The following is an 18,291-nucleotide window of genomic DNA, read 5'->3' on the forward strand; positions in this document are numbered from 1 at the left end:
ATACAAAGAACATTTAAGTAGCCGCAATCCCTTTGGCAAGGAGGTTAGACGGAACCGTTGCTCTGGATCACTTTAGCCCTCTTGTTGTTTATCGTTCAAATTGCATCCATCATCGTTGTGGAGTATCGCCGGTCGAACAAAGCGATCGCATGGGTGATCATCATGTTCATGTTTCCGCTGCTCGGGTTTCTCCCGTATTATTTTGTAGCCAAAGAATATTCTTGCTATCGCACTCTCCAGCGGAAAAAAAACAAGCAGTGGGAACAATTCAAGAACGAACTCATTCATCGGAGCAAACATCGGGTAACGAAACATATGCGCGGGGATTGGCCGCCGGAATTCAACCTGCATGCCTCGCTCAAAAATATACCGTCGCTACCCATTACGGCTTGTAATGAAACGACGGTCTATACTGAAGGGAAGCAGGCCTTTGAAGCGATGCTGGAATCGATTGCCGCGGCCGAGCACCATATCCATATTGAGTTTTATATTATCCGCGACGATCAGCTCGGCACCCGGTTTGAGCGGCTGTTGATCCGGAAAGCGCAGGAAGGGATTCAAGTGCGGCTTTTATATGACGGGATCGGCAGCCGGCTGTTGGGAAAGGCCTTTTTGAAACGGCTCCGGCAAGCCGGCGTGGAAACGGGATGTTTTTTCCCTCCGCTGGCCACCTTTTTCGACAAACGGCTCAACTACCGCAATCACCGAAAAATTGTCGTTGTGGACGGGAAAACCGCTTATTTCGGCGGCTTGAACATCGGGGACGAATACTTGGGCAAGGACCCGGAACTAGGCTACTGGCGGGATACTCATTTTCGCCTTACAGGGGATGCGGTGCTGTGGGTTCAATATACTTTTTTCACGGATTGGTATTTGGTCAAAGATCAACTGATCACCGATTCGGTTTATTATCCTGACCAAGAAAGTTATGGGAAAGAATGGGTGCAAATCGTAAAAAGCGGTCCCGACGAGACGATACTGGAGCTTATGTTCTCCCTGATTGTGTCGGCAAAAAAGCGGATCTATATCGAGACGCCTTATTTCGTCCCTGACCCCGGCATCTTGCTGGCTCTCAAAACAGCCGTCATCAGCGGAATCGACGTACGGATCATTATTCCGGGCGTTCCGGATAAAAAGCTTGTTTACAACGCTTCTTTGTCCTATGTCCAGGAATTGCTGCAGCTGGGAGTCAAGTTTTATTGCTATCAAAAAGGGTTTATCCATGCCAAAGTGATCATTTCCGACAATTTGGCATGCTCCGGCAGCGCAAATATGGATATGCGCAGCTTTTGCGGGCAATTTGAACTCAATGCGGTCTTTTTTGACGGGAAGGTCGTTGACCGCCTGCTGCAAGATTTTTACCGGGATCTTAGCGTGAGCAATGAACTTACGCTGCCGGAATTCAAAAAGCGGTCCACGATTCAAAAGCTGAAAGAAGTGTTTGCCCGCTTGCTCTCGCCGCTGTTCTAGAGCGGTGCAAAGTGGGGCTCGAAATTGGCCAATGAGGGAACGCTCCTATAAGTGACCACATGAATGAGCCAGTCTCACATAGGACGCAAAAGGACCTCCCGTTCCACTGGTTTCAGCATAATCGGAGGTCCTTCCTCGCTAAACCTGCAAATCTGCAGGTATTATCGGTCGAAATCGGTTGTCGAGAGGAATTCCTGCGATTGTGCAGGAATTCCGGGCTTTTATTGCCTAAACATGAGATTTGGCCGGCAAAAACAGCATTTTTGCAGGAATTCTAACGTAATTGAGAAATTACAAAGAAAAAAGATGTACGATTGCATCTTTTTTCAAAAATGACCCCTTCGTGCAGAGAGATAAAGACGTTCGAACGGATTTTCAAGGCCCGCTACCGACGGGACAAGCTGGACGGGACAAGCATCACCTTTGGCGCCGTCATAACTTTGCGCCTTAACGCTCCTGAGCCAGCCGGCCAGGCGGCTGCGACGTTAACGCTCGACGCTCTCTCTTTCGCCTTCGTCCCCGTACCATAACCGGCGGAAGCTGTCGCTTGCGGCCAGCAGCTGCGCCGCCGTTCCTTCCGCTTCGACGGCTCCGTCCTTCATGACGATAATCCGGTCGGCGTGCGCCAGCGCCGCCTTACGGTGAGAGACGACGAGGCACGTCGCGCTTCCGCGTTCCGCGAACATTCGCTCCCAAAGCTTGCGCTCCGTCTCGACATCGAGCGCGCTGGAAAGATCGTCAAACACGTACAGCTCCGCTTCGCGCACGAGCATGCGGGCGGCAGCCGTGCGCTGCGCCTGCCCTCCGGACAGCTTCACGCCGCGCGGACCGATCACGGTGTCGAGTCCATGCTCCAGGCGCTGGATGTCGTCTTCCATAACGGCCGAATAGATCGCCCGGTCCAAGTTCCCTCCGAGCTCGGGGTACCCGAGCAGGATGTTATCTCGCAGCTTGTCGCTGTACAATCTCGGGATTTGAGCCGTATAGGCGCTGTGCGGCGGGATGAAAAAATCGGCCGGGTCGTTGATGATACGGCCATTCCAGCGGATTTCGCCGCGGCTTGCGGGCAGCAGGCCGAGCAGCGTCCGTACCAGCGTCGTTTTGCCGGAGCCGATCATGCCGGTGATGACGGTAAAGCTCCCGCGCGGCAAACTGAGATTAACATCCCGAATGCCGCGTCCCGTTTCGGGATAGAGATACGTCAGACCGCGCGCCTCCAATTTTTGCAATCGCCGCTCCGGAGCGGCGGCAATCGCCGCTTCCGGCGTATGGGTTGCGCCAGCCCTTGAGGCTGCGCCGCCTATACGGGCTGTGCCCGATCCGGCGGACGGGGCAGCCGGGGCCAGCGCCGCTTGTCCGGCAATGGCGCCTGCGGCTGCGGCCTCCTCCGCTCCGCCCGGCTCAACCGAAGCGCCGGCAGCACCGGGCTTGCCGGATGCGCGGCCGCGCAAATGCAGCGGTTTCGGCCCGGTCAGCACCGATGCCGGCGCGCCCTGCAGCATGGCGGTCAAGCGCGAGAAACCGACCGTCATTTGCTTGTAATAGGTCATAAATTTGCCGACATTGGAGATAAGCTGCGTCACAAACGTTAAATAATAGACGAACAGCGACAAGTCGCCGACGGTGAACGAGCCGCCGCGCATTTTGTAGCCGGCCAGCAGCAGAATGAGACCGGTGCCCAGATTGACGGAGTTGGTGAATACCGAGGTGAGCGCTTCGCCCATCAGCCTGTCCTTCACCATCGTGCGGCGGCGCTCTTCGTTCAGCCGCTTGAACCGCTCGATGACCCGCTTCTCCGCTCCCGCAACCTGAATCGCCGTCACGTTCGCGAACATTTCGCTGATCGCGCCCGTTACTTTAGCCGTCGATTCGCGGCTAGCCGCCCGGTATTTCTGCAGCCGCGCCGTCGCGATTTGCGCCGAAGCGACGACAACGATCAGCGGCACGAACACGAGCAGCGTCATCTGCGCGTCGATCCGGATTAAAATATAGCTTGCCGCCGCCGCAAACCCGAGCATGCCGAGCACGTCGACCGACCAGCTAACCGCTTCTTCGGTCTGGTCCACATCGTCGCGGAACTGGCTGATCGCCTCCCCCGGCGAACACGGAATCGCCCGCGCTCCGGGCTCCTTCAGCACATGCTCCAGCATATTGCGCCGCAGCAGCATGCTGATCCGAAACCGAGCATGAACGTCCGTCATAAAGCCGACTACGATCAGCATGACCCGGCCGAGCGCGGCGCCGACAAGCAGCGCGATAATGCTCCACGTGCCGTATTTTACCGGAGCGCTGCCTTCCAGCTGGTCGAAAAAAGCTTTCGTCACGAGTCCGGGCACAAGCGGCGCCATATGAATCAATGTCCAGGCCAGCATATTCGCCGCATACAGCCCCGGCCGGTACATAATGAGCCGCTTCATAAACGAAAACGTACTCATGCCATCACCTCCTCCAGCCCGACGCTGAGCATCCGGCTGAATCGCGATTCGGGATTGCGCGCCAGTTCCTCGCGCCCGCCCTCTTCCGCCACCCGGCCGTCTTCCAATATTAAAATGCGGTCCGCCCGCTGCACCGTCGCCAGCCGGTGGGCGATCATAATGCAGGTGCGGCCCTTCAACAGCTTGCCGATCGCCTCTTCAATCCGCTGTTCGGTCAGCGGATCCAGGCGGGAGGAAGCTTCATCCAGGATGACAAGAGCGGGATCGGTCAAAAATACGCGCGCAAATGCAAGCAGCTGCGCTTCTCCGGCAGAGAGGCTGCCGCCCCCGGAGGCGAGGATCGTGTCCAGCCCTTCCGGCAGCGAAGCGTACCAGCCGGAAAGCCCCAAATCGTTCAGCACTTTAAGGATGCTTCGATCGGAAATCCCTTCCCCATACAGCGTCAAATTGTCGCGCACGGTTCCTTCGAGAATTTCGATGTTCTGCGTCACCAGCGCCACTTTGCTGCGCAGCTCGTGCAGCTTGCAGTCGCGGATATTGACGCCGCCGATGCGGATGCCCCCCTGCTGCGGATCGTAAAAGCGGAGCAGCAGCCTCGCCAGCGTCGTTTTGCCGCTGCCGGTCCTGCCGAGCAGACCCAGCGTCTGTCCCGCTTCCAGCCGGTAGCTTAAGTCTTGAACGATCGGCTTGTCATCGTAGCCGAAGGTCATCCCTTCAAACTCCACCGAGGCCGGGCCTTCCGGGATCGGTGCGCCCGGACCGTCCTTTATCGCCGATTGTACCGCAAACAGCTCGCGGATACGGGTTAAGCTGGCGTCCGCCTTCTGGAAATCTTCCAGCTGCGTGCGGATTTTTTCGATCGGCTGCGCGAGCAGTTCGGTATAATAGAAGATCAGATAGATGGTGCCCATCGTGAGCGAACCTTTTTTCCACAGGTAGGCGGTAATGGCGAACGCCGCCGCATTGCCCAGCGCAAAGACGATGATGGTTGTGATCCAGATCGATCCGAAGCCGAGAAAAGCTTTGATGCGGATCGGCAGCATGCGACGCAAGAAGCCGTAGAAGCGTTCCATCACATAACCGGCCGCGCCGTTCGCCCGCGTATCTTCCGTCCCTTCCAGATGTTCGCCGATAAAGCCGTAAAATTCGGCGTTCGACTGGCGCCACCGCCCCCATACGGGCACGCTGAACCGGCGTATGTACTGGATGATGAACATGGCAAACACAACAAACAGCGTCATCGCCGCGCCGACGAGCACATTTTCCCGGAACAACAGGATGAGGATTCCGAGCATCAGCAGCAGATTGCCCGCCATATTGAGCAGGAAGCCGGAAAAAAAGTTCGCCAGATTGTTTACGTCGCCATCCACCCGTTCGATAATGGAGCCGGATGTCTGCGTCTTATGAAAGCTCATGTCGAGCTTCAAACAGTGCTCCGCCAGCTCCCCGCGCAGCCGGTTCGTAACGGTCCAACCCAAATTTTCGCCGACGTAAGCCGCTGCGACCGATACCGCCTGCTGCAGCAGCGAAAAGCCGATAAATATTCCAGCCGCGTAATAGAGCGGCTCCAGAGCGCCTTCAGATTGCGCATGATCGATAAAAAACCGGATGATTTGCGGATTGACAAGCTGCAGCCCGATCAGGACGAACAGGAGTATGGCAAGCGTGATCAGCGAACCGCGCTGCGGCAGCAAGTAGCGGCCCAAAATGTCGCCGTATTGGCGGAACGAGTTTCGCTTCCGTTTTGGTTCCATTTCCTTTTTCTACCTCCTCATACTTTGTACTTTATCTGAAAGCAAAAGCTGCGGTCAACGGAGTTATCAGAAATCGTGTTGCCCGAAATTCCAAAGGCATGTAGGAATGATTCAATTCGACAGGATGTTATTTAATTTCTCACGAGCCTCTATTCTATAAATCTAAAAATATTTTTGTCAGCTTTATTGACATCCGAAGGGAATGTGTATTACCCTTAAAACAAGGTTGTATACAATGTGATGAACTTTTCAAAGGTTGTGTCATTAAGCCGGGCGTGCGCAACTTATCAGGTCACAATATGCGAATGAATCGAACGCAAAAGAGAGAAGGAACATCGCGATGTCACAAGCAAACGAAGCCGAAATTTATAGAGAAATCAAGCAGGCGATCATTGAGCAGAAGCTTCGCCCCAATATGCAGCTGGTTGAAGACGTTATTGCCGAATCGTTTGGAGTCAGCCGCACGCCGGTCCGCAATGTGCTGCGCAGACTGGCGCTTGAAAAATTGGTCAAGGTCATTCCTTACAAAGGAACGTTCGTTTCGTGCCCGACGGTTGAGGAAGCGAAGGAAGTATTCGAGATGCGCCGGGTGCTTGAGGCTTCCGCGATCCGCAAGCTGTGCCACCGCCTGACGGACGAGCAGTTTCAACAGCTGAAGCAGTTGCTGGAAGAAGAGCACAAGATTCACATTCAAGGGGATATGTTCGGATCATTGCGCATCACGGGCGACTTCCACTTGAAAATCGCCGAAATGGCCGGAAACTTCTATTATTACCGCTTTTTGGAGGAACTCGTTTCTCTGACGTATGTTATTATCGCTTTCTACGGCAAGAGACAGACGTCGTTCTGTCATGATCATGAACAAATTTTACTGGCCATTAAGCAGGGGGACGAGCATCTGGCCGAGCAGCTAATCGTTGAGCATCTGAAGCAGATTGAAACCGATCTGGATTTTGACGACGAGCATGCCAATCCGATGAACTTATCCGACATTTTCAAATCCCGAGTCGAATATGAAAGGAGCTGATTTTTTTATCCTAGATTGTATACAATCTAGTGCTTCACATATTATGCAATGTTGGTTTGTCTAGAGGAAAAACTGTTTTTTGTTCATCGTGTAAGATGTTTAAATTTATTTTTGTTACATTTTATAAATGAAAAAGAAATGCTTATTCTTTATACTAAGGCTATTCAAGGAAGTTTTCTTTACAAGAAATGTTAGTTTATTATGAGGGGTGGAGTATTTAAAATGGAGTCGACAAATCATGCTATATCTCTGACCAATGAAGATTTAGCTCCTGTCAAACCGCAAGAACGAAACTGGAAAGCGATGAACTTCGCTTCGATCTGGATGGGGTGCATTCATAACATCCCGACTTATGCGACGGTAGGCGGATTGATTGCGATCGGGATGTCTCCTTGGCAGGTGCTGGCGGTAATTCTGATTGCATCGCTCATTTTGTATGTCGCGCTTGCCTTGAACGGTCACGCGGGAGCAAAATACGGCATTCCGTTTCCGGTCTTTATCCGTTCTTCTTTCGGCGTCGTCGGCGCAAACGCTCCTGCGCTCCTGCGCGGTTTCGTCGCGATTATGTGGTTCGGCATTCAGACGTTTGCCGGCAGCACGGCGCTGAACATCTTGCTGATGAATTTGTGGGACGGCTGGGGAACGCTTGGAGGAGATTGGAACTTACTCGGTCTTCATTTGCCCGGACTGATTTCATTCCTGCTGTTTTGGGTTTTGAACATTCTGGTGCTGCATCATGGCATGGAATCGATCAAGAAGTTTGAAGTTTGGGCAGGGCCGCTCGTTTATCTGATCTTTGGCGGCATGGTTTGGTGGGCGATCGACATCGCCGGAGGTCTAGGACCGATCTATGCCCAATCGAGCAAAATTGCATCCGGCGACATTTTCTGGGTTTTCACGGGAGCGGTCACCGGCATTATCGGCATTTGGGCGACCTTGATTTTGAATATTCCCGATTTTACCCGTTTTGCAAAATCGCAGAAAGAACAGGTTAAAGGGCAATTTTGGGGCTTGCCGGGAACGTTTGCGCTGTTCGCATTCGCCAGCATTACCGTTACTTCCGGATCCCAGGTGGCGTTTGGCGAGCCGATCTGGGATGTGGTCGAAGTTTTGCAGCATTTTGATCATCCGTTTGTCATTGCCATTTCCGTCATTACGCTTTGTGTGGCGACGATTTCGGTCAACGTGGCGGCCAACATTGTTTCGCCGGCCTACGACTTGGCGAATCTGTTCCCGAAATGGATCACCTTTAAACGCGGGGCCTATATTTCCGCAATCCTGGCATTACTGACCGTACCGTGGAAGCTGATGGAGCAGGCGAGCAGCATTTTCGCTTTCCTGGGAACGATCGGCGGAGCGCTCGGACCGGTAGCCGGGGTTATGTTTGCCGATTATTTCATCATCCGCAAACGCACCCTGGTCGTCGAAGACCTGTATAAAATGAATGGTATTTATTCCTACTACAAAGGATATAACTACCGCGCTTTTGTGGCGACGATCATCGGGGCATTCATCTCGTTGATTGGACAATTCGTGCCGGAAGTCAAATTTTTATATGATATTTCCTGGTTTGTCGGAGTTATCGCGGCCTTTGTTATTTACACGGCCCTCATGAAATTGCATCCGCCGGCAGCGGAAGTGACAGAGGACAGCAAAGCCGTCTTCAGTGGAAAGGCGGGTTAAGGCGAACGGATTGGAAGGCTGCGATTTGGTTATATAAAGGGGGAGCGTCGTCCTGGAGGACGGCGCGAAACTCTTTGATATCGGCATTCGAAACGGGATCATCGCAGAGCTAGATATTTTTCAATTCAATTGCTTCTGTATTTCCATTCCATTGAACCTGCATCTTAACCACAGAGTTTTTGTCAGCCAATGCGCCATTACCTCCAGAATTTCCCAAATGATAAATCTCATCTTGTGAAGCTGGACTAGACAAAGTACCACTTCCATCTCCTCCACCTTCTGTATCGTAAGCATATCTTAAATCACCCGTCGGTTTTGATTGCTTGCCAATATACTTTAAAAACAATTTCGTAGTGTGATTTTCATCATTTTTGAATTTGTATACGATATAAGTTGCTGCCCAATGATCGGAATGCCCCTTATTTTCATAGATAAATTCTATATTTTCTGCTTTTGCTAAGCCTTCAATATCATTTTTCTCCATACCTGAATAAACATTGCTATTCGCTTTACACCCGCTAAGTACAAGAAAAAGACACAACAAAAGAGTTCCGATGATACGATTCATTTTCACCACTCCTCTCGTTAATTACAGTAGAACACAATTGAGCTATCGTTCCTATTACTTCTTAACAGCAACTTCTTTTTTTCTTCTCTTTGGTTTATCGTTTGATATGCTTGGAATTGTGAGTCCCTTCCTCTAGATCCAGTATATTCTATTTACCTTTAAATCGGGTATTTAAAAAAGATGAACACTGTCTGCGCTAACTCCGGAGGCAGTATGTTCTGTGCGTAGTCACCGAGAAAAATGATGAACATCAGCCTATGAAGCGGTTTGCCTGGATTTCGGATGAAAATCTCCGTGGGAATCCCCAGCACAATCCACATATTCATCTGCGATCAGTTCCAGTTACCGCAATAGTTAGGTCGGCAGCACAGCCTTTGAGTATACCAGCTTGTACAAATTTGCAGCAACTGCGGTCAGACAAGCTCATAAGCGCTTATAATTTATGATCATGTTGTCCGCCCTACAGCTGAACGCGGTGTGACTTGTTTGGACGAATCTATGAAAAATAACCATAACCATTATTCTTTACTACGCTGATAGAGTGCAGCAAAGTGATTTGTGTCGAATCATGAGACATTTTTGTCCCTCCCGCCAGTTTGCCATTACAGCGCTTGTTCAGCAAGCCGGTTGGCCGCCGTCAGCGCGGTGATGCCTTCGTCCTTCGCCATGCGGAATAAGTTCAGCAGCATCGGCTGGACGGCCTCCACGCTGCTTCGCAATTCCTCTTCCTTTCCGCCATCGAGTTCTCCCGCCGTTATGATGATCCCGCCGGCATTAATGACATAATCCGGGACGTACAAAATATTTCTTTCCTGCAGCAGGTCGGCATGACGCTCCAGGCCAAGCTGATTGTTGGCGGCGCCGGCCACGACCGCGCAGCACAGCTTCGGAATGGTCCGATCATTCAAAATGCCCCCAAGCGCGCACGGAGCAAATACATCGCAAGCTTGCATCCATATACGGTCCGGCGGCACCTGCTGCGCTCCGAATATGCGAACCGCTGCCGCCGCAGCTTCTTTGTTCAGATCGGAAATAAACAGCTTGGCCCCCGCTTCGTGCAAGTAACTGCACAGCCGCCAGCCCACTTTGCCGAGCCCCTGCACGGCGACCGTTAACCCGCCGACTCCGTCGCATCCAAGCCGATGTTTAACGGCTGCTTTAATGCCAAGATACACCCCGTAAGCGGTCATCTCCGCCGTAAAATCACCTTTAGCCATGATCGACCCGCTCGTATCCGTTACATGACGGGTTTCCAGCCGGATCACATCCATATCGCTCACGGTCGTTCCCATATCCAGTCCGGTGATATAGCGTCCGTTTAGTCCTTCGATAAAACGTCCCAGCGCATGAAATTTATCCGGATTTTTATCGGTTGCGGGGCTGCCCCAAATAACTGCTTTGCCCCCGCCGTACTTCAATCCGTATACCGCTGCTTTATAAGTCATGCCCCGGGCAAGCCGCAGCGCATCGGCGATCATTTCGTCTTCCGACATGTAAGCCCGCATCCGGCAGCCTCCCAGCGCCGGGCCGGCTTTCGTGCTGTGAATGGCTACCACCGCTTTCAGACCGCTTTCTCTGTCATGGCAAAAGACGACTTGCTCAAATCCGAGATCAATTATTTCCCGGAAAATATTCATGCCTTCCCCTCCTTAGCCTGCTGTCAGCCGCAGATCGTAAGCAGCGGCGGCACAAGCACAGACTATATTATATGCCGCAGGCAAGGGGCATATGTTTCTGCCGGGCAGCCGTCTATGCCGGAGGCAGGGTGCACCTGTCACTCCCGGTCAGAGGCCTGGAGCGTCTTGTTTCCGATTGCAGACGATTGCGTACGGTTCCCTTTCCAGCGCGCAGTCTTTATCGAGCAGGAGTTCTGGGGCTGATCTGCCTCGCTGCCGACGGTGCGGACACGACCAATCGGCGTATCCACTTACCGGGGGCATTCGCACATTTGCGGCATGCGCCCAAACATTGCCGTCTCCCTCCCCGTATGATATGGCATACCAAACGAAAGGGGCAATGAAACATGTCATACGTTGGCGGAGCCGGCACGGGTTGCGGAACACCTTGTTATGGCGGTTTTACAAGCATTGGAGCCATTTTGGTTCTGTTTATCCTGCTGGTTATCATTACCAAAGCGTTCCTGTTCTGTTAAGAACGCAAACGAAAGATTTTTCATATAGCACTTGAGAGATTGCAAATCCGAAATAACGGATCGGAAAAGAGCCTCACCCTTCCAGCGCTCCTTGGAAGGGTGAGGCTCCCGCTCACAAACGCAGATTCGTTACAAATATGCAAATTCTATTCGAATCAATCGCTCTATTCAAGCTTATTCTCCTTATCTGCGCCTATTAAACAGACAAAAAACAAAGAACCGTCATGTAAACTGGCCTTTGCTCCGCCTTTCATGCACATCTTGATTTTTTGTCTCTATTAAATCCACAAAAATCGCCTCTGTTTCCGACAAATAATAGCAGGCAGTTCCAGAGCTGATCCGTCATTTTAGGCTATTAGCCGTCATTTTACCGCTATATTTTAACAAATCGTCCCAAAGCCCGCACTGTTTCCGTCATCAGATTAATCTGTTTTTTGCACGAAATTAACCTTAATTCGACAAATCGAGATCGATAAATTGCTTTATGAATCGACTGAAGCAATTGTCTTTCATCGCAGCGCGGCGATATGCAGCTGCCGCCTCATCTGAATAGCGGCCAGAAAGCTGTAAATCATGCCAAGCGACAATATGGAGGGGAAGAAGAGCGTGATCATGCCGAGCATAAGCGTCTGGTAAAACATCATGACAGGATCGATCCAGGCGCTGACGCGTCCCATTTTGGACGACTCCACCAGCTGCGGCAGCCAGCCGCCGAGCGCCATATTGACCGGTGCCATAATAATACCGGCAAGCAGCACAACAGCCAAATACAGCCATGCATGATTTACGATTCCGAGCAAAGCGGTCAACAAGCCGCACAGCAGCATGCCGTACATAATGACATTGTGGAACTTAAACCGCTGTACAAGCGCGGACCCGATTACGCTGCCGAGCAGAAAGCCGATGCCAAGAAAGAGAGTAAACAGCGACACATAAGTCTCGTAATGGCCCTCCGCAAGCTTATATTTCATTGTAAAAAGAGGGAGGACCGCAAAGCCGCAGCCGTCGATGCCCACCGCCCCCGTAATACCGACCGCCGTATAGGTTAATGCGCCAAGACTGGTTCCGAACAGCGTAAATACGCCGAACAGCATTTGATTAATTCCCGATGCCTGCACATACTGCTCTTTGCTCAATACACCCTGTATCAGGGCGCTTTCCGCCGGTGCGAAAAACTTGGCCACAGCGCTGCGCAGAAACAAAATGAGGAAGACGAGCAATGTGGGAGCGGAATAAACCATCTCGGCCATCGAAGCATAACCGGGCTGGCCCGAGAACCGGTCCAGCAAATAGAACGCAAACACCATCGTGCCGATGGTCGAGCCAAGCTGGGAAAAAATGAATTTAGTTACTAAATGCAAAAAAAATCATCCGAAACCAAACTATAATTGGTTTTGGGTGATTTATATAGGTTTAATTTATGCAAACACTTTCACCTCCGCGGCATCAAAAAAGCCTGCCGGAGCGGCCTCGGAATGTTCCGGAGCGCCCTGACAGGCTTTGGTGCTGCGCGCTTCTTAATAAGCCAGCGCGAACAGACCGTTAATGTGCGAAAGATAACGCATGTTGCTCGCTTCTTTCATCAGCGTAGCCGGCAGACCTTTCAGGCGGGTTTGGTTGCCGCCGATCATGCCGATTGCGTCTTTGCGGCCGAGGCTGCCGAGCGTACCGGAGAATACCGGCGTAAACTCTTCCAGCTTCGTGCCGTTGAAGTACGCGAACAGATTGTAACCGATCGTCTCGCCCATTTGCCAAGCGAGCTGTGCCGTCGGCGGGAACGGACGTCCGGCTTCCTCATTCATAACAACGGCGCTGTCGCCGGCAATGAACACGTCGCTATGCGAGGTTGACTGCAGCACGTCGGTAACGGTCGCGCGGCCGCGGTTCACTTCGATGCCGCAGTTTGCAACAACGGAGTTACCTTGAACGCCGCCGGTCCAAACGAGCGTATTCGTTTCGATCGTGCTTCCGTCCTTGAGCGATACGGTTGCACCGTTCATTTCGGTAATCGGCAGTCCCGTTTTGAACTGAACGCCGCGTTTTTCCAGGGACGATTGGGCGCGCTCAACGAGCTCCGCCGGGAAGCCCGCCAGAATGCTTGGAGCCGCTTCGACACAGTAGATGGAAATGTCTTCGAAATCGACGCCGTATTTACGGCACAGACCCGGAAGCATGTCGGCAAATTCGCCGACGAGCTCGATGCCGGTCAGACCGCCGCCGCCCACGACAAACGTGGCGTCCGCTTTGTTTTTGGACTTCGCATATTTGACGACCGACTCTTCAACATGCGCGCGGATTTTGTTCGCATCGTCCACGGATTTGAGGGTAAAGCTGTACTCCTGCAGGCCCGGGATGCCGAAGAAAGCTGTTTCGCTGCCCAGTGCGATGACAAGCGCGTCGTACGTCAGCGTCGTGCCGCTTGCCAGCTTCACTTGCTTCGAATCCGGCGAGATTTCTTGAACCGTTCCGATTTTCAGATCGATATCTTTGCCTTTCAGCAGCTTGTCCAAAGGGAGCGCTACAGCCTTCTCGGACAAATTGCCGACAGCCAAACGGTGCAGCTCGGTAATAATTTGGTGCGATTGGTAACGGTTGACGACCGTAATCGTCGCATCTTGTGCCGACAAATGTTGGCGGGCCGTCAGCGCAGTCAGAAGACCGCCGTAGCCGCCGCCCAGAATCAGAATTTGCTTCGCCATGACTATTCCTCCGTTCTACTTATTTTGCTTTTCGCCGAGCGCTTCCAGGAAAGCCTGCGTAAAGCGCAACGATTTTTGTACATTCGGGTCTTTCAGAAGTTTGAGCAGTCCGAACAGACCGATGGTGTTCGTTTCCGTTTGAGCCTTGTCGCCCGCTTCAATCGCCGCTTGCGCGACGCCTTTCGTTTTTTCTACCAGCGGCTTGACGACTTCGCCGATACCACCCGCAAAATCGTTGATCAAAACTTTGTCCGTCGCCAGGGATTTCGCAACGTCGTAAGAGTTGGTGAGCAGCGTCACCATTTCAGCAAGCTTCGGCAGGTTATCGACCAGCACCGTCAGCGACTGCTGAACTTCCGGTTTCATCAGTTGATCGAGAATATCCTTCTGTACAGCCGGAGTTTCGGTAGCCACGGAAGTAGCCGTTTGTTGATTGTTAGACATAGTAAAAACTTCCTCCTTTGCTCTGGGATAATCTGTTCCGCCCCCTGAAAACTTGACCGCCGTTCAATCATTTGCAAATGATCTTCACGCGGTAGGGTAGAGGGCATCATTCCTTGTCGGCAAAGGATTGTTACAAATTTCACATAAACGGAAGAACAAGTTTGTATACCCGTAACTCCGCTTGATCTCATTTATAACGACCAAATGCGACAGGAGGGATGTCTTCAGTAACGATTACCCGGTACGAATTACGGCCAGGCACGGCACGGAACCTTCTATCGACCATTTTACAACTTGTCGCCGAGAACTGCAAAACAAAAATGTCGGAAAATCGACTTTTTTGTGCAAAAGAATACAGAAGCAAGCGGAAGCGGGCTCCGCCACAAGGCTTCATCCTCTTCCGCTCATTGTTATTATATCCAGCTTTCGATATCTTCTTCATCAATATCGTCTTCCGGAAGCGGCTTGCGCGATTCTTCCGGCGCCGCCGGCGGAGCCGTCTCTATCGCTGCTTCCGACCGGGCGACAGCCGGCTGAACGGCTTCTTCCGTCTCACCGGCAACCGTCCGGGCGGCCGCTTCCTCCTGTGCGGCAATCTGCAGTGCAGCTGCTGCCGCAGGCTGCGCGGCTGCCGCCGTCTCCAGCGGGGCCAGCACAGCGCCCGCCGCAAGCCCGCTCCGGTCGGCCGGAATCAACTGCTGCAGGTTGCGCACGCCGAACTGACGCACTTCATTTTCAATCAAATACCGGATCGAGTCCATCAGATTGGACTGGCTGTTAATCCAGTCCATCACCTCAGGCGCTTCATTCTTCTTCGTCTTCAGGCTGATGTTCTCGCCCGGCTGCTTGTTTCGTTTCATTTCGTTTCACCCCGATCGGACGGCGCGAGGGCGCCGTTATTTCGGCCGCCCGTCCTTACACGGCTTGCATGTTTTTGCTCTTCAGCTTTTCGAAAATTTTGCCGTGGACGAAAGCGTCCAGCCCTTCCGCATTCATCGTGACCGCATATTCGGCCGGAATGTACAGAAGCTTGATTTCGCGCTCGTCGCACAGCTCCTTCAGCATTGGGTAGAGCTGCGTGCGCATCAGAATACTGCCGCCGCCGTAGACGCAAATGATGTCGATTTCGTTGCGCGCCTTCGTCAGCTGCTTGCGGATGTTCTGCACGATATGCCGGGCTTGGCCCTCCAGCGGGCGGTTCAGCGTCTTAATGGCGCGTCCGTGGTATTTGTGGCCCGGGTTTTTGATGACGTCGCTGTAAAACTGGCGCGGGCTGTCCGGCAGATGGATGATCCGGTTAAAATCGTCCAGCGCTTCTTCGATCGCATAGCCTGCGCCGTGATGGCTGCCGTGCACGAACTGGCGCAGGAACTTGTTCCCTTCCGTGATCGGATATTCGGTCGATCCGTCGCCGATATCGGTATGCAGAATGCGCTTATCCTTGAAATAAGCGCCGGTAAAATCTTTTTCGAGCCCGTACGTTTCGACGAATTCGGCGAAAATATCCCCTTCGCGCCAATGCCCTTCGGAGTTTTTTTGCAGGGCGAACGTGACCGGCGTCGCTTCCGGGATGACTTTCACATATTCGAAGACGATGTTGACCGCAACGCGGGTTTTGTTCAGGTGAACCGTCACATGATGCGTGCCGGCCGTGAATTTGGACTCGAATTTGGCCGCCGACTCATCGGTATGCTGCGTCACCGGCAAGCACGTGGCCATATCCGCCCGAACTTCGACTTTCTCCGGAATTTGCTTGTTTTCCTCATACGACTTTTGCACCGCAACCGCCGCGATTTGCGCCAGCGTGTTGACGATCGGCAGGTCCAATTCACTCTTCTGATCGATGCCGATCTGCATATTGTCCAGCAGCTCGCCGCTCACCAGCGCGAACTTGCCGATATAATACATACCCGGCTTCGCCGAGGGCGAATCGATCGTTACGATCAGCTGCTCATGAAGGTTGCGGATGAAGCTCTCCGGAGACAAATCCTCGCTCCACGGCAGCTTGTCCACCTGGCAGTATACATTGGGCTGACGGATCAGCTTTCCATCCACGATGATATCGTGCTCGCTGTTTCCATTATCGTTCCCTATCAGAAAATGATACGACATAAACATGTTCCTCCCTTTTGGTTAACTTGGCATCGGTTCATTCAGTAACACCAGGCAGCACCAACGGTTAAAATTGGTATTACTTCGGAATACTTCAAGCGGCAGACACAAAATGGCCAATCGGCTTCTCTGCTTCCCATGCTGCATTCGTTGGCGAAGACGGCCTTAACCGGGTCTAATATGTACTGCGGCCGCATCATGACGCTTATCGTAGGCGGGAAACGGATCGATTGACAATCGTGTTACTCTATATGATTTCGCGCGGTTCTCTCTATTTCCTGCCTCTGCCAAAGAAAATCTTCCCCATTTGGGCTGGAAAATGATCCCGTCTCCGGTTCGGAACATGTAGAAAGCATTGTTACGGCTACGCCTTATTGTTGTTCAGCTTTGCGGCTTCTTTCGGTGCGCCTTGCACGGCAAGCACCCCGCTGGCCATAAAGACAAGCAGCGAAGCTCCCATACTAACCGCCGTCATCAGGCCAACGGCCGCGAACCCGTTAAACAACGCATACAAGAGGCCCGCCACCCAGGCTCCTGCGGTCGTCGCGCCGTACATGACGGAATTCGCGAGACTGGAAATCGTGCCCCGAACGGCCGGATTCAAGGAGATCAGCATCCCCATCATGAGCGGAAAGATCGTGCCGAGAACGGCAAAAATGATCAAGTAAACGGCTGCGACGGCCGCAAGCGCAGGAAGATGGGGCAGGACGAGAAAACATACGATCAGCAGCAGAATGGCACCGGCCATCGTATTGAAACGGTTGAATTTGTTGATTATTGCTGCGCTCCCAAAACTGCCGACCAAATTGCCGAGCCCCAAAAATACGATCACGCCGCCCACTGCGCCGACCGAGATGCCGAACCGGTCTGTCAGCCACTTCCCGATAAACGTGAAAGCGGCAAAATTGCCGAACTGAAATAAAAAATAAGCGAGAAAAGCCCCGCGAGCGGTTCCGCTCTTTATTAACGGCACGTATCTTCCGAACAAGGAAGATGGCGCACCCGCGTCTTGGGCCGGTTTCAATTCGGGCACGATAAAAGCGATCAGCAGCGCCAGCAAGAGCGAGCCGGCTCCAATCACAAAGAACGGATAGGACCAGTTCGTGACCGCCAGCCAGCTGCCGATCGGTACGCCGAGCGCCTGCGAGACGGCAAGCCCGGCCGTTGTTATGCCGAACGCCTTCGCGATTTTATTCGGAGGAAACAGCGCCGGAATGGCGGCCCACACTTGGGGAGAAGCGAACGCCGCGCTGACGCCCGCCAAAAAGCGAAACAGAAACATCGTCCAAAAGCTGGTCGCAAAGCCGCACAATATGGTGGCGGCCGAAAAGCAGACCATGCCGGCGATCATCACTTTTTTTCGGTCCCATCCGTCGGAAAGCGGTCCGGCAATAAGCGCAAACAGGGCATAGCCGAGTGCGTATGCGCCCATCATCCAGCCGGAAAGCTCCGTTGAAATGTGAAACTGCTTCTGCAGCGTTGGAATAAGCGGGGAAATCAAAAACGTGTCGGTGCCGACGACAAACATAATCAGAAAAAATAAAGCGAGCCTTTTATTCATTGCGTGTAACACTCCTCTTCTTAGATTTTAGTTTATAGTTTTGTAATTCAATAACTATTGAACTAAAGATCAAAAAAATCCGGACTTCACAGCGTATCGAGAAATCCGGGCAAATATTGATGAAAGGTCTCTTTGTTAATGCTCATATATTTCGTTTGCGCTTCCTTGCGTACATTGATTAACCGGGCCTCCCTTAATGTACGAAAATGATAGGAAGTGTTCGATTTCGAAGCTTCGCAAAGATGGCCTACTTCTCCGCAATTCATTTCCTTCGCATTGGAATGCAGCGTCCGGACGATTTCCAGTCGGGTCGGATCCGCCAGCGCTTTAAAAATTTTCACTCTTTGCTCCATATCGAGCACACTGTTAGTAGTCATACAACTATT

15 protein-coding genes are annotated in these 18,291 nt (G+C 52.4%); 4 read left to right on the top strand and 11 right to left on the bottom strand.

The features are described 5' to 3' along the window. Positions 1 to 57 precede the first annotated feature (57 nt). Positions 58 to 1,470: a cardiolipin synthase gene (gene cls, locus VN24_RS08720; protein WP_045670075.1), complete on the top strand. Its 1,413-nt coding sequence runs from the start codon at positions 58 to 60 to the stop codon at positions 1,468 to 1,470. Positions 1,471 to 1,955: 485 nt separating this feature from the next. On the opposite strand, the gene VN24_RS08725 is transcribed toward cls, so the two are convergent. After that, a complete protein-coding gene (locus VN24_RS08725; protein WP_045670076.1) occupies positions 1,956 to 3,905 on the bottom strand; it encodes an ABC transporter ATP-binding protein in 1,950 nt (649 codons plus the stop codon). Then, the gene (locus VN24_RS08730) at positions 3,902 to 5,659 is read right to left on the bottom strand and encodes an ABC transporter ATP-binding protein (protein ID WP_045670077.1); all 1,758 of its coding nucleotides are present in this window, start codon (positions 5,657 to 5,659) and stop codon (positions 3,902 to 3,904) included. Before VN24_RS08730 ends, VN24_RS08725 begins: the two co-directional genes overlap by 4 nt. A 340-nt stretch (positions 5,660 to 5,999) precedes the next feature. Here VN24_RS08730 and VN24_RS08735 point away from each other — a divergent pair, with 340 nt between their 5' ends. Then, positions 6,000 to 6,686 (top strand): GntR family transcriptional regulator, encoded by a 687-nt coding sequence (locus VN24_RS08735; protein ID WP_045670078.1) that lies wholly within the window; start codon positions 6,000 to 6,002, stop codon positions 6,684 to 6,686. Positions 6,687 to 6,908: 222 nt separating this feature from the next. Beyond that, positions 6,909 to 8,369 (top strand): NCS1 family nucleobase:cation symporter-1, encoded by a 1,461-nt coding sequence (locus VN24_RS08740; RefSeq protein ID WP_045670079.1) that lies wholly within the window; start codon positions 6,909 to 6,911, stop codon positions 8,367 to 8,369. Between the two features lie 109 nt (positions 8,370 to 8,478). On the opposite strand, the gene VN24_RS08745 is transcribed toward VN24_RS08740, so the two are convergent. Beyond that, positions 8,479 to 8,937, bottom strand: a complete 459-nt coding sequence (locus VN24_RS08745) for a hypothetical protein (RefSeq protein ID WP_045670080.1) — start codon at positions 8,935 to 8,937, stop codon at positions 8,479 to 8,481. A gap of 602 nt (positions 8,938 to 9,539) precedes the next feature. After that, positions 9,540 to 10,574, bottom strand: coding sequence for a Leu/Phe/Val dehydrogenase (locus VN24_RS08750; RefSeq protein WP_045670081.1), 1,035 nt, complete (start codon positions 10,572 to 10,574; stop codon positions 9,540 to 9,542). A 386-nt stretch (positions 10,575 to 10,960) separates the two neighbouring features. Between VN24_RS08750 and VN24_RS28125 the strand changes: the two genes are divergently transcribed. Further along, complete coding sequence (locus VN24_RS28125) at positions 10,961 to 11,089, top strand: sporulation protein YjcZ (protein WP_082083687.1); 129 nt, start codon at positions 10,961 to 10,963, stop codon at positions 11,087 to 11,089. Between the two features lie 509 nt (positions 11,090 to 11,598). Here VN24_RS28125 and VN24_RS08755 read toward each other — a convergent pair. From VN24_RS08755 to VN24_RS08785, 7 genes are all read right to left on the bottom strand, one after another. Then, on the bottom strand, positions 11,599 to 12,450 hold the full coding sequence (locus tag VN24_RS08755) for an MFS transporter (protein ID WP_045670082.1): 852 nt from the start codon (positions 12,448 to 12,450) through the stop codon (positions 11,599 to 11,601). A 156-nt stretch (positions 12,451 to 12,606) separates the two neighbouring features. Continuing rightward, positions 12,607 to 13,788, bottom strand: a complete 1,182-nt coding sequence (locus VN24_RS08760) for an NAD(P)/FAD-dependent oxidoreductase (RefSeq protein WP_045670083.1) — start codon at positions 13,786 to 13,788, stop codon at positions 12,607 to 12,609. Between the two features lie 15 nt (positions 13,789 to 13,803). Next, on the bottom strand, positions 13,804 to 14,232 hold the full coding sequence (locus tag VN24_RS08765; protein ID WP_045670084.1) for a DUF1641 domain-containing protein: 429 nt from the start codon (positions 14,230 to 14,232) through the stop codon (positions 13,804 to 13,806). Between the two features lie 413 nt (positions 14,233 to 14,645). Further along, the gene (locus VN24_RS08770) at positions 14,646 to 15,092 is read right to left on the bottom strand and encodes a hypothetical protein (protein ID WP_045670085.1); all 447 of its coding nucleotides are present in this window, start codon (positions 15,090 to 15,092) and stop codon (positions 14,646 to 14,648) included. Between the two features lie 55 nt (positions 15,093 to 15,147). Then, positions 15,148 to 16,344: a ParM/StbA family protein gene (locus tag VN24_RS08775; protein ID WP_045670086.1), complete on the bottom strand. Its 1,197-nt coding sequence runs from the start codon at positions 16,342 to 16,344 to the stop codon at positions 15,148 to 15,150. A gap of 364 nt (positions 16,345 to 16,708) precedes the next feature. Beyond that, the gene (locus VN24_RS08780; RefSeq protein ID WP_045670087.1) at positions 16,709 to 17,905 is read right to left on the bottom strand and encodes an MFS transporter; all 1,197 of its coding nucleotides are present in this window, start codon (positions 17,903 to 17,905) and stop codon (positions 16,709 to 16,711) included. 86 nt (positions 17,906 to 17,991) lie between these two features. Further along, entirely contained in the window at positions 17,992 to 18,282 is a 291-nt protein-coding gene (locus VN24_RS08785) for an ArsR/SmtB family transcription factor (protein WP_045670088.1), read from the bottom strand. Positions 18,283 to 18,291: the final 9 nt, after the last annotated feature.

It is taken from the genome of Paenibacillus beijingensis (genome assembly GCF_000961095.1).
In the GTDB taxonomy this organism is placed as follows: domain Bacteria; phylum Bacillota; class Bacilli; order Paenibacillales; family Paenibacillaceae; genus Paenibacillus_O; species Paenibacillus_O beijingensis.

Excerpts from the sequence above, each read along its gene's own strand:
- VN24_RS08725 (WP_045670076.1), bottom strand. The coding sequence starts at position 3,905 with ATGAGTACGTTTTCGTTTATGAAGCGGCTCATTATGTACCGGCCGGGG.
- VN24_RS08730 (WP_045670077.1), bottom strand. The coding sequence starts at position 5,659 with ATGGAACCAAAACGGAAGCGAAACTCGTTCCGCCAATACGGCGACATT.
- VN24_RS08735 (WP_045670078.1), top strand. The coding sequence starts at position 6,000 with ATGTCACAAGCAAACGAAGCCGAAATTTATAGAGAAATCAAGCAGGCG.
- VN24_RS08740 (WP_045670079.1), top strand. The coding sequence starts at position 6,909 with ATGGAGTCGACAAATCATGCTATATCTCTGACCAATGAAGATTTAGCT.
- VN24_RS08745 (WP_045670080.1), bottom strand. The coding sequence starts at position 8,937 with ATGAATCGTATCATCGGAACTCTTTTGTTGTGTCTTTTTCTTGTACTT.
- VN24_RS08750 (WP_045670081.1), bottom strand. The coding sequence starts at position 10,574 with ATGAATATTTTCCGGGAAATAATTGATCTCGGATTTGAGCAAGTCGTC.
- VN24_RS28125 (WP_082083687.1), top strand. The coding sequence starts at position 10,961 with ATGTCATACGTTGGCGGAGCCGGCACGGGTTGCGGAACACCTTGTTAT.
- VN24_RS08760 (WP_045670083.1), bottom strand. The coding sequence starts at position 13,788 with ATGGCGAAGCAAATTCTGATTCTGGGCGGCGGCTACGGCGGTCTTCTG.
- VN24_RS08765 (WP_045670084.1), bottom strand. The coding sequence starts at position 14,232 with ATGTCTAACAATCAACAAACGGCTACTTCCGTGGCTACCGAAACTCCG.
- VN24_RS08770 (WP_045670085.1), bottom strand. The coding sequence starts at position 15,092 with ATGAAACGAAACAAGCAGCCGGGCGAGAACATCAGCCTGAAGACGAAG.
- VN24_RS08775 (WP_045670086.1), bottom strand. The coding sequence starts at position 16,344 with ATGTCGTATCATTTTCTGATAGGGAACGATAATGGAAACAGCGAGCAC.
- VN24_RS08780 (WP_045670087.1), bottom strand. The coding sequence starts at position 17,905 with ATGAATAAAAGGCTCGCTTTATTTTTTCTGATTATGTTTGTCGTCGGC.
- VN24_RS08785 (WP_045670088.1), bottom strand. The coding sequence starts at position 18,282 with ATGACTACTAACAGTGTGCTCGATATGGAGCAAAGAGTGAAAATTTTT.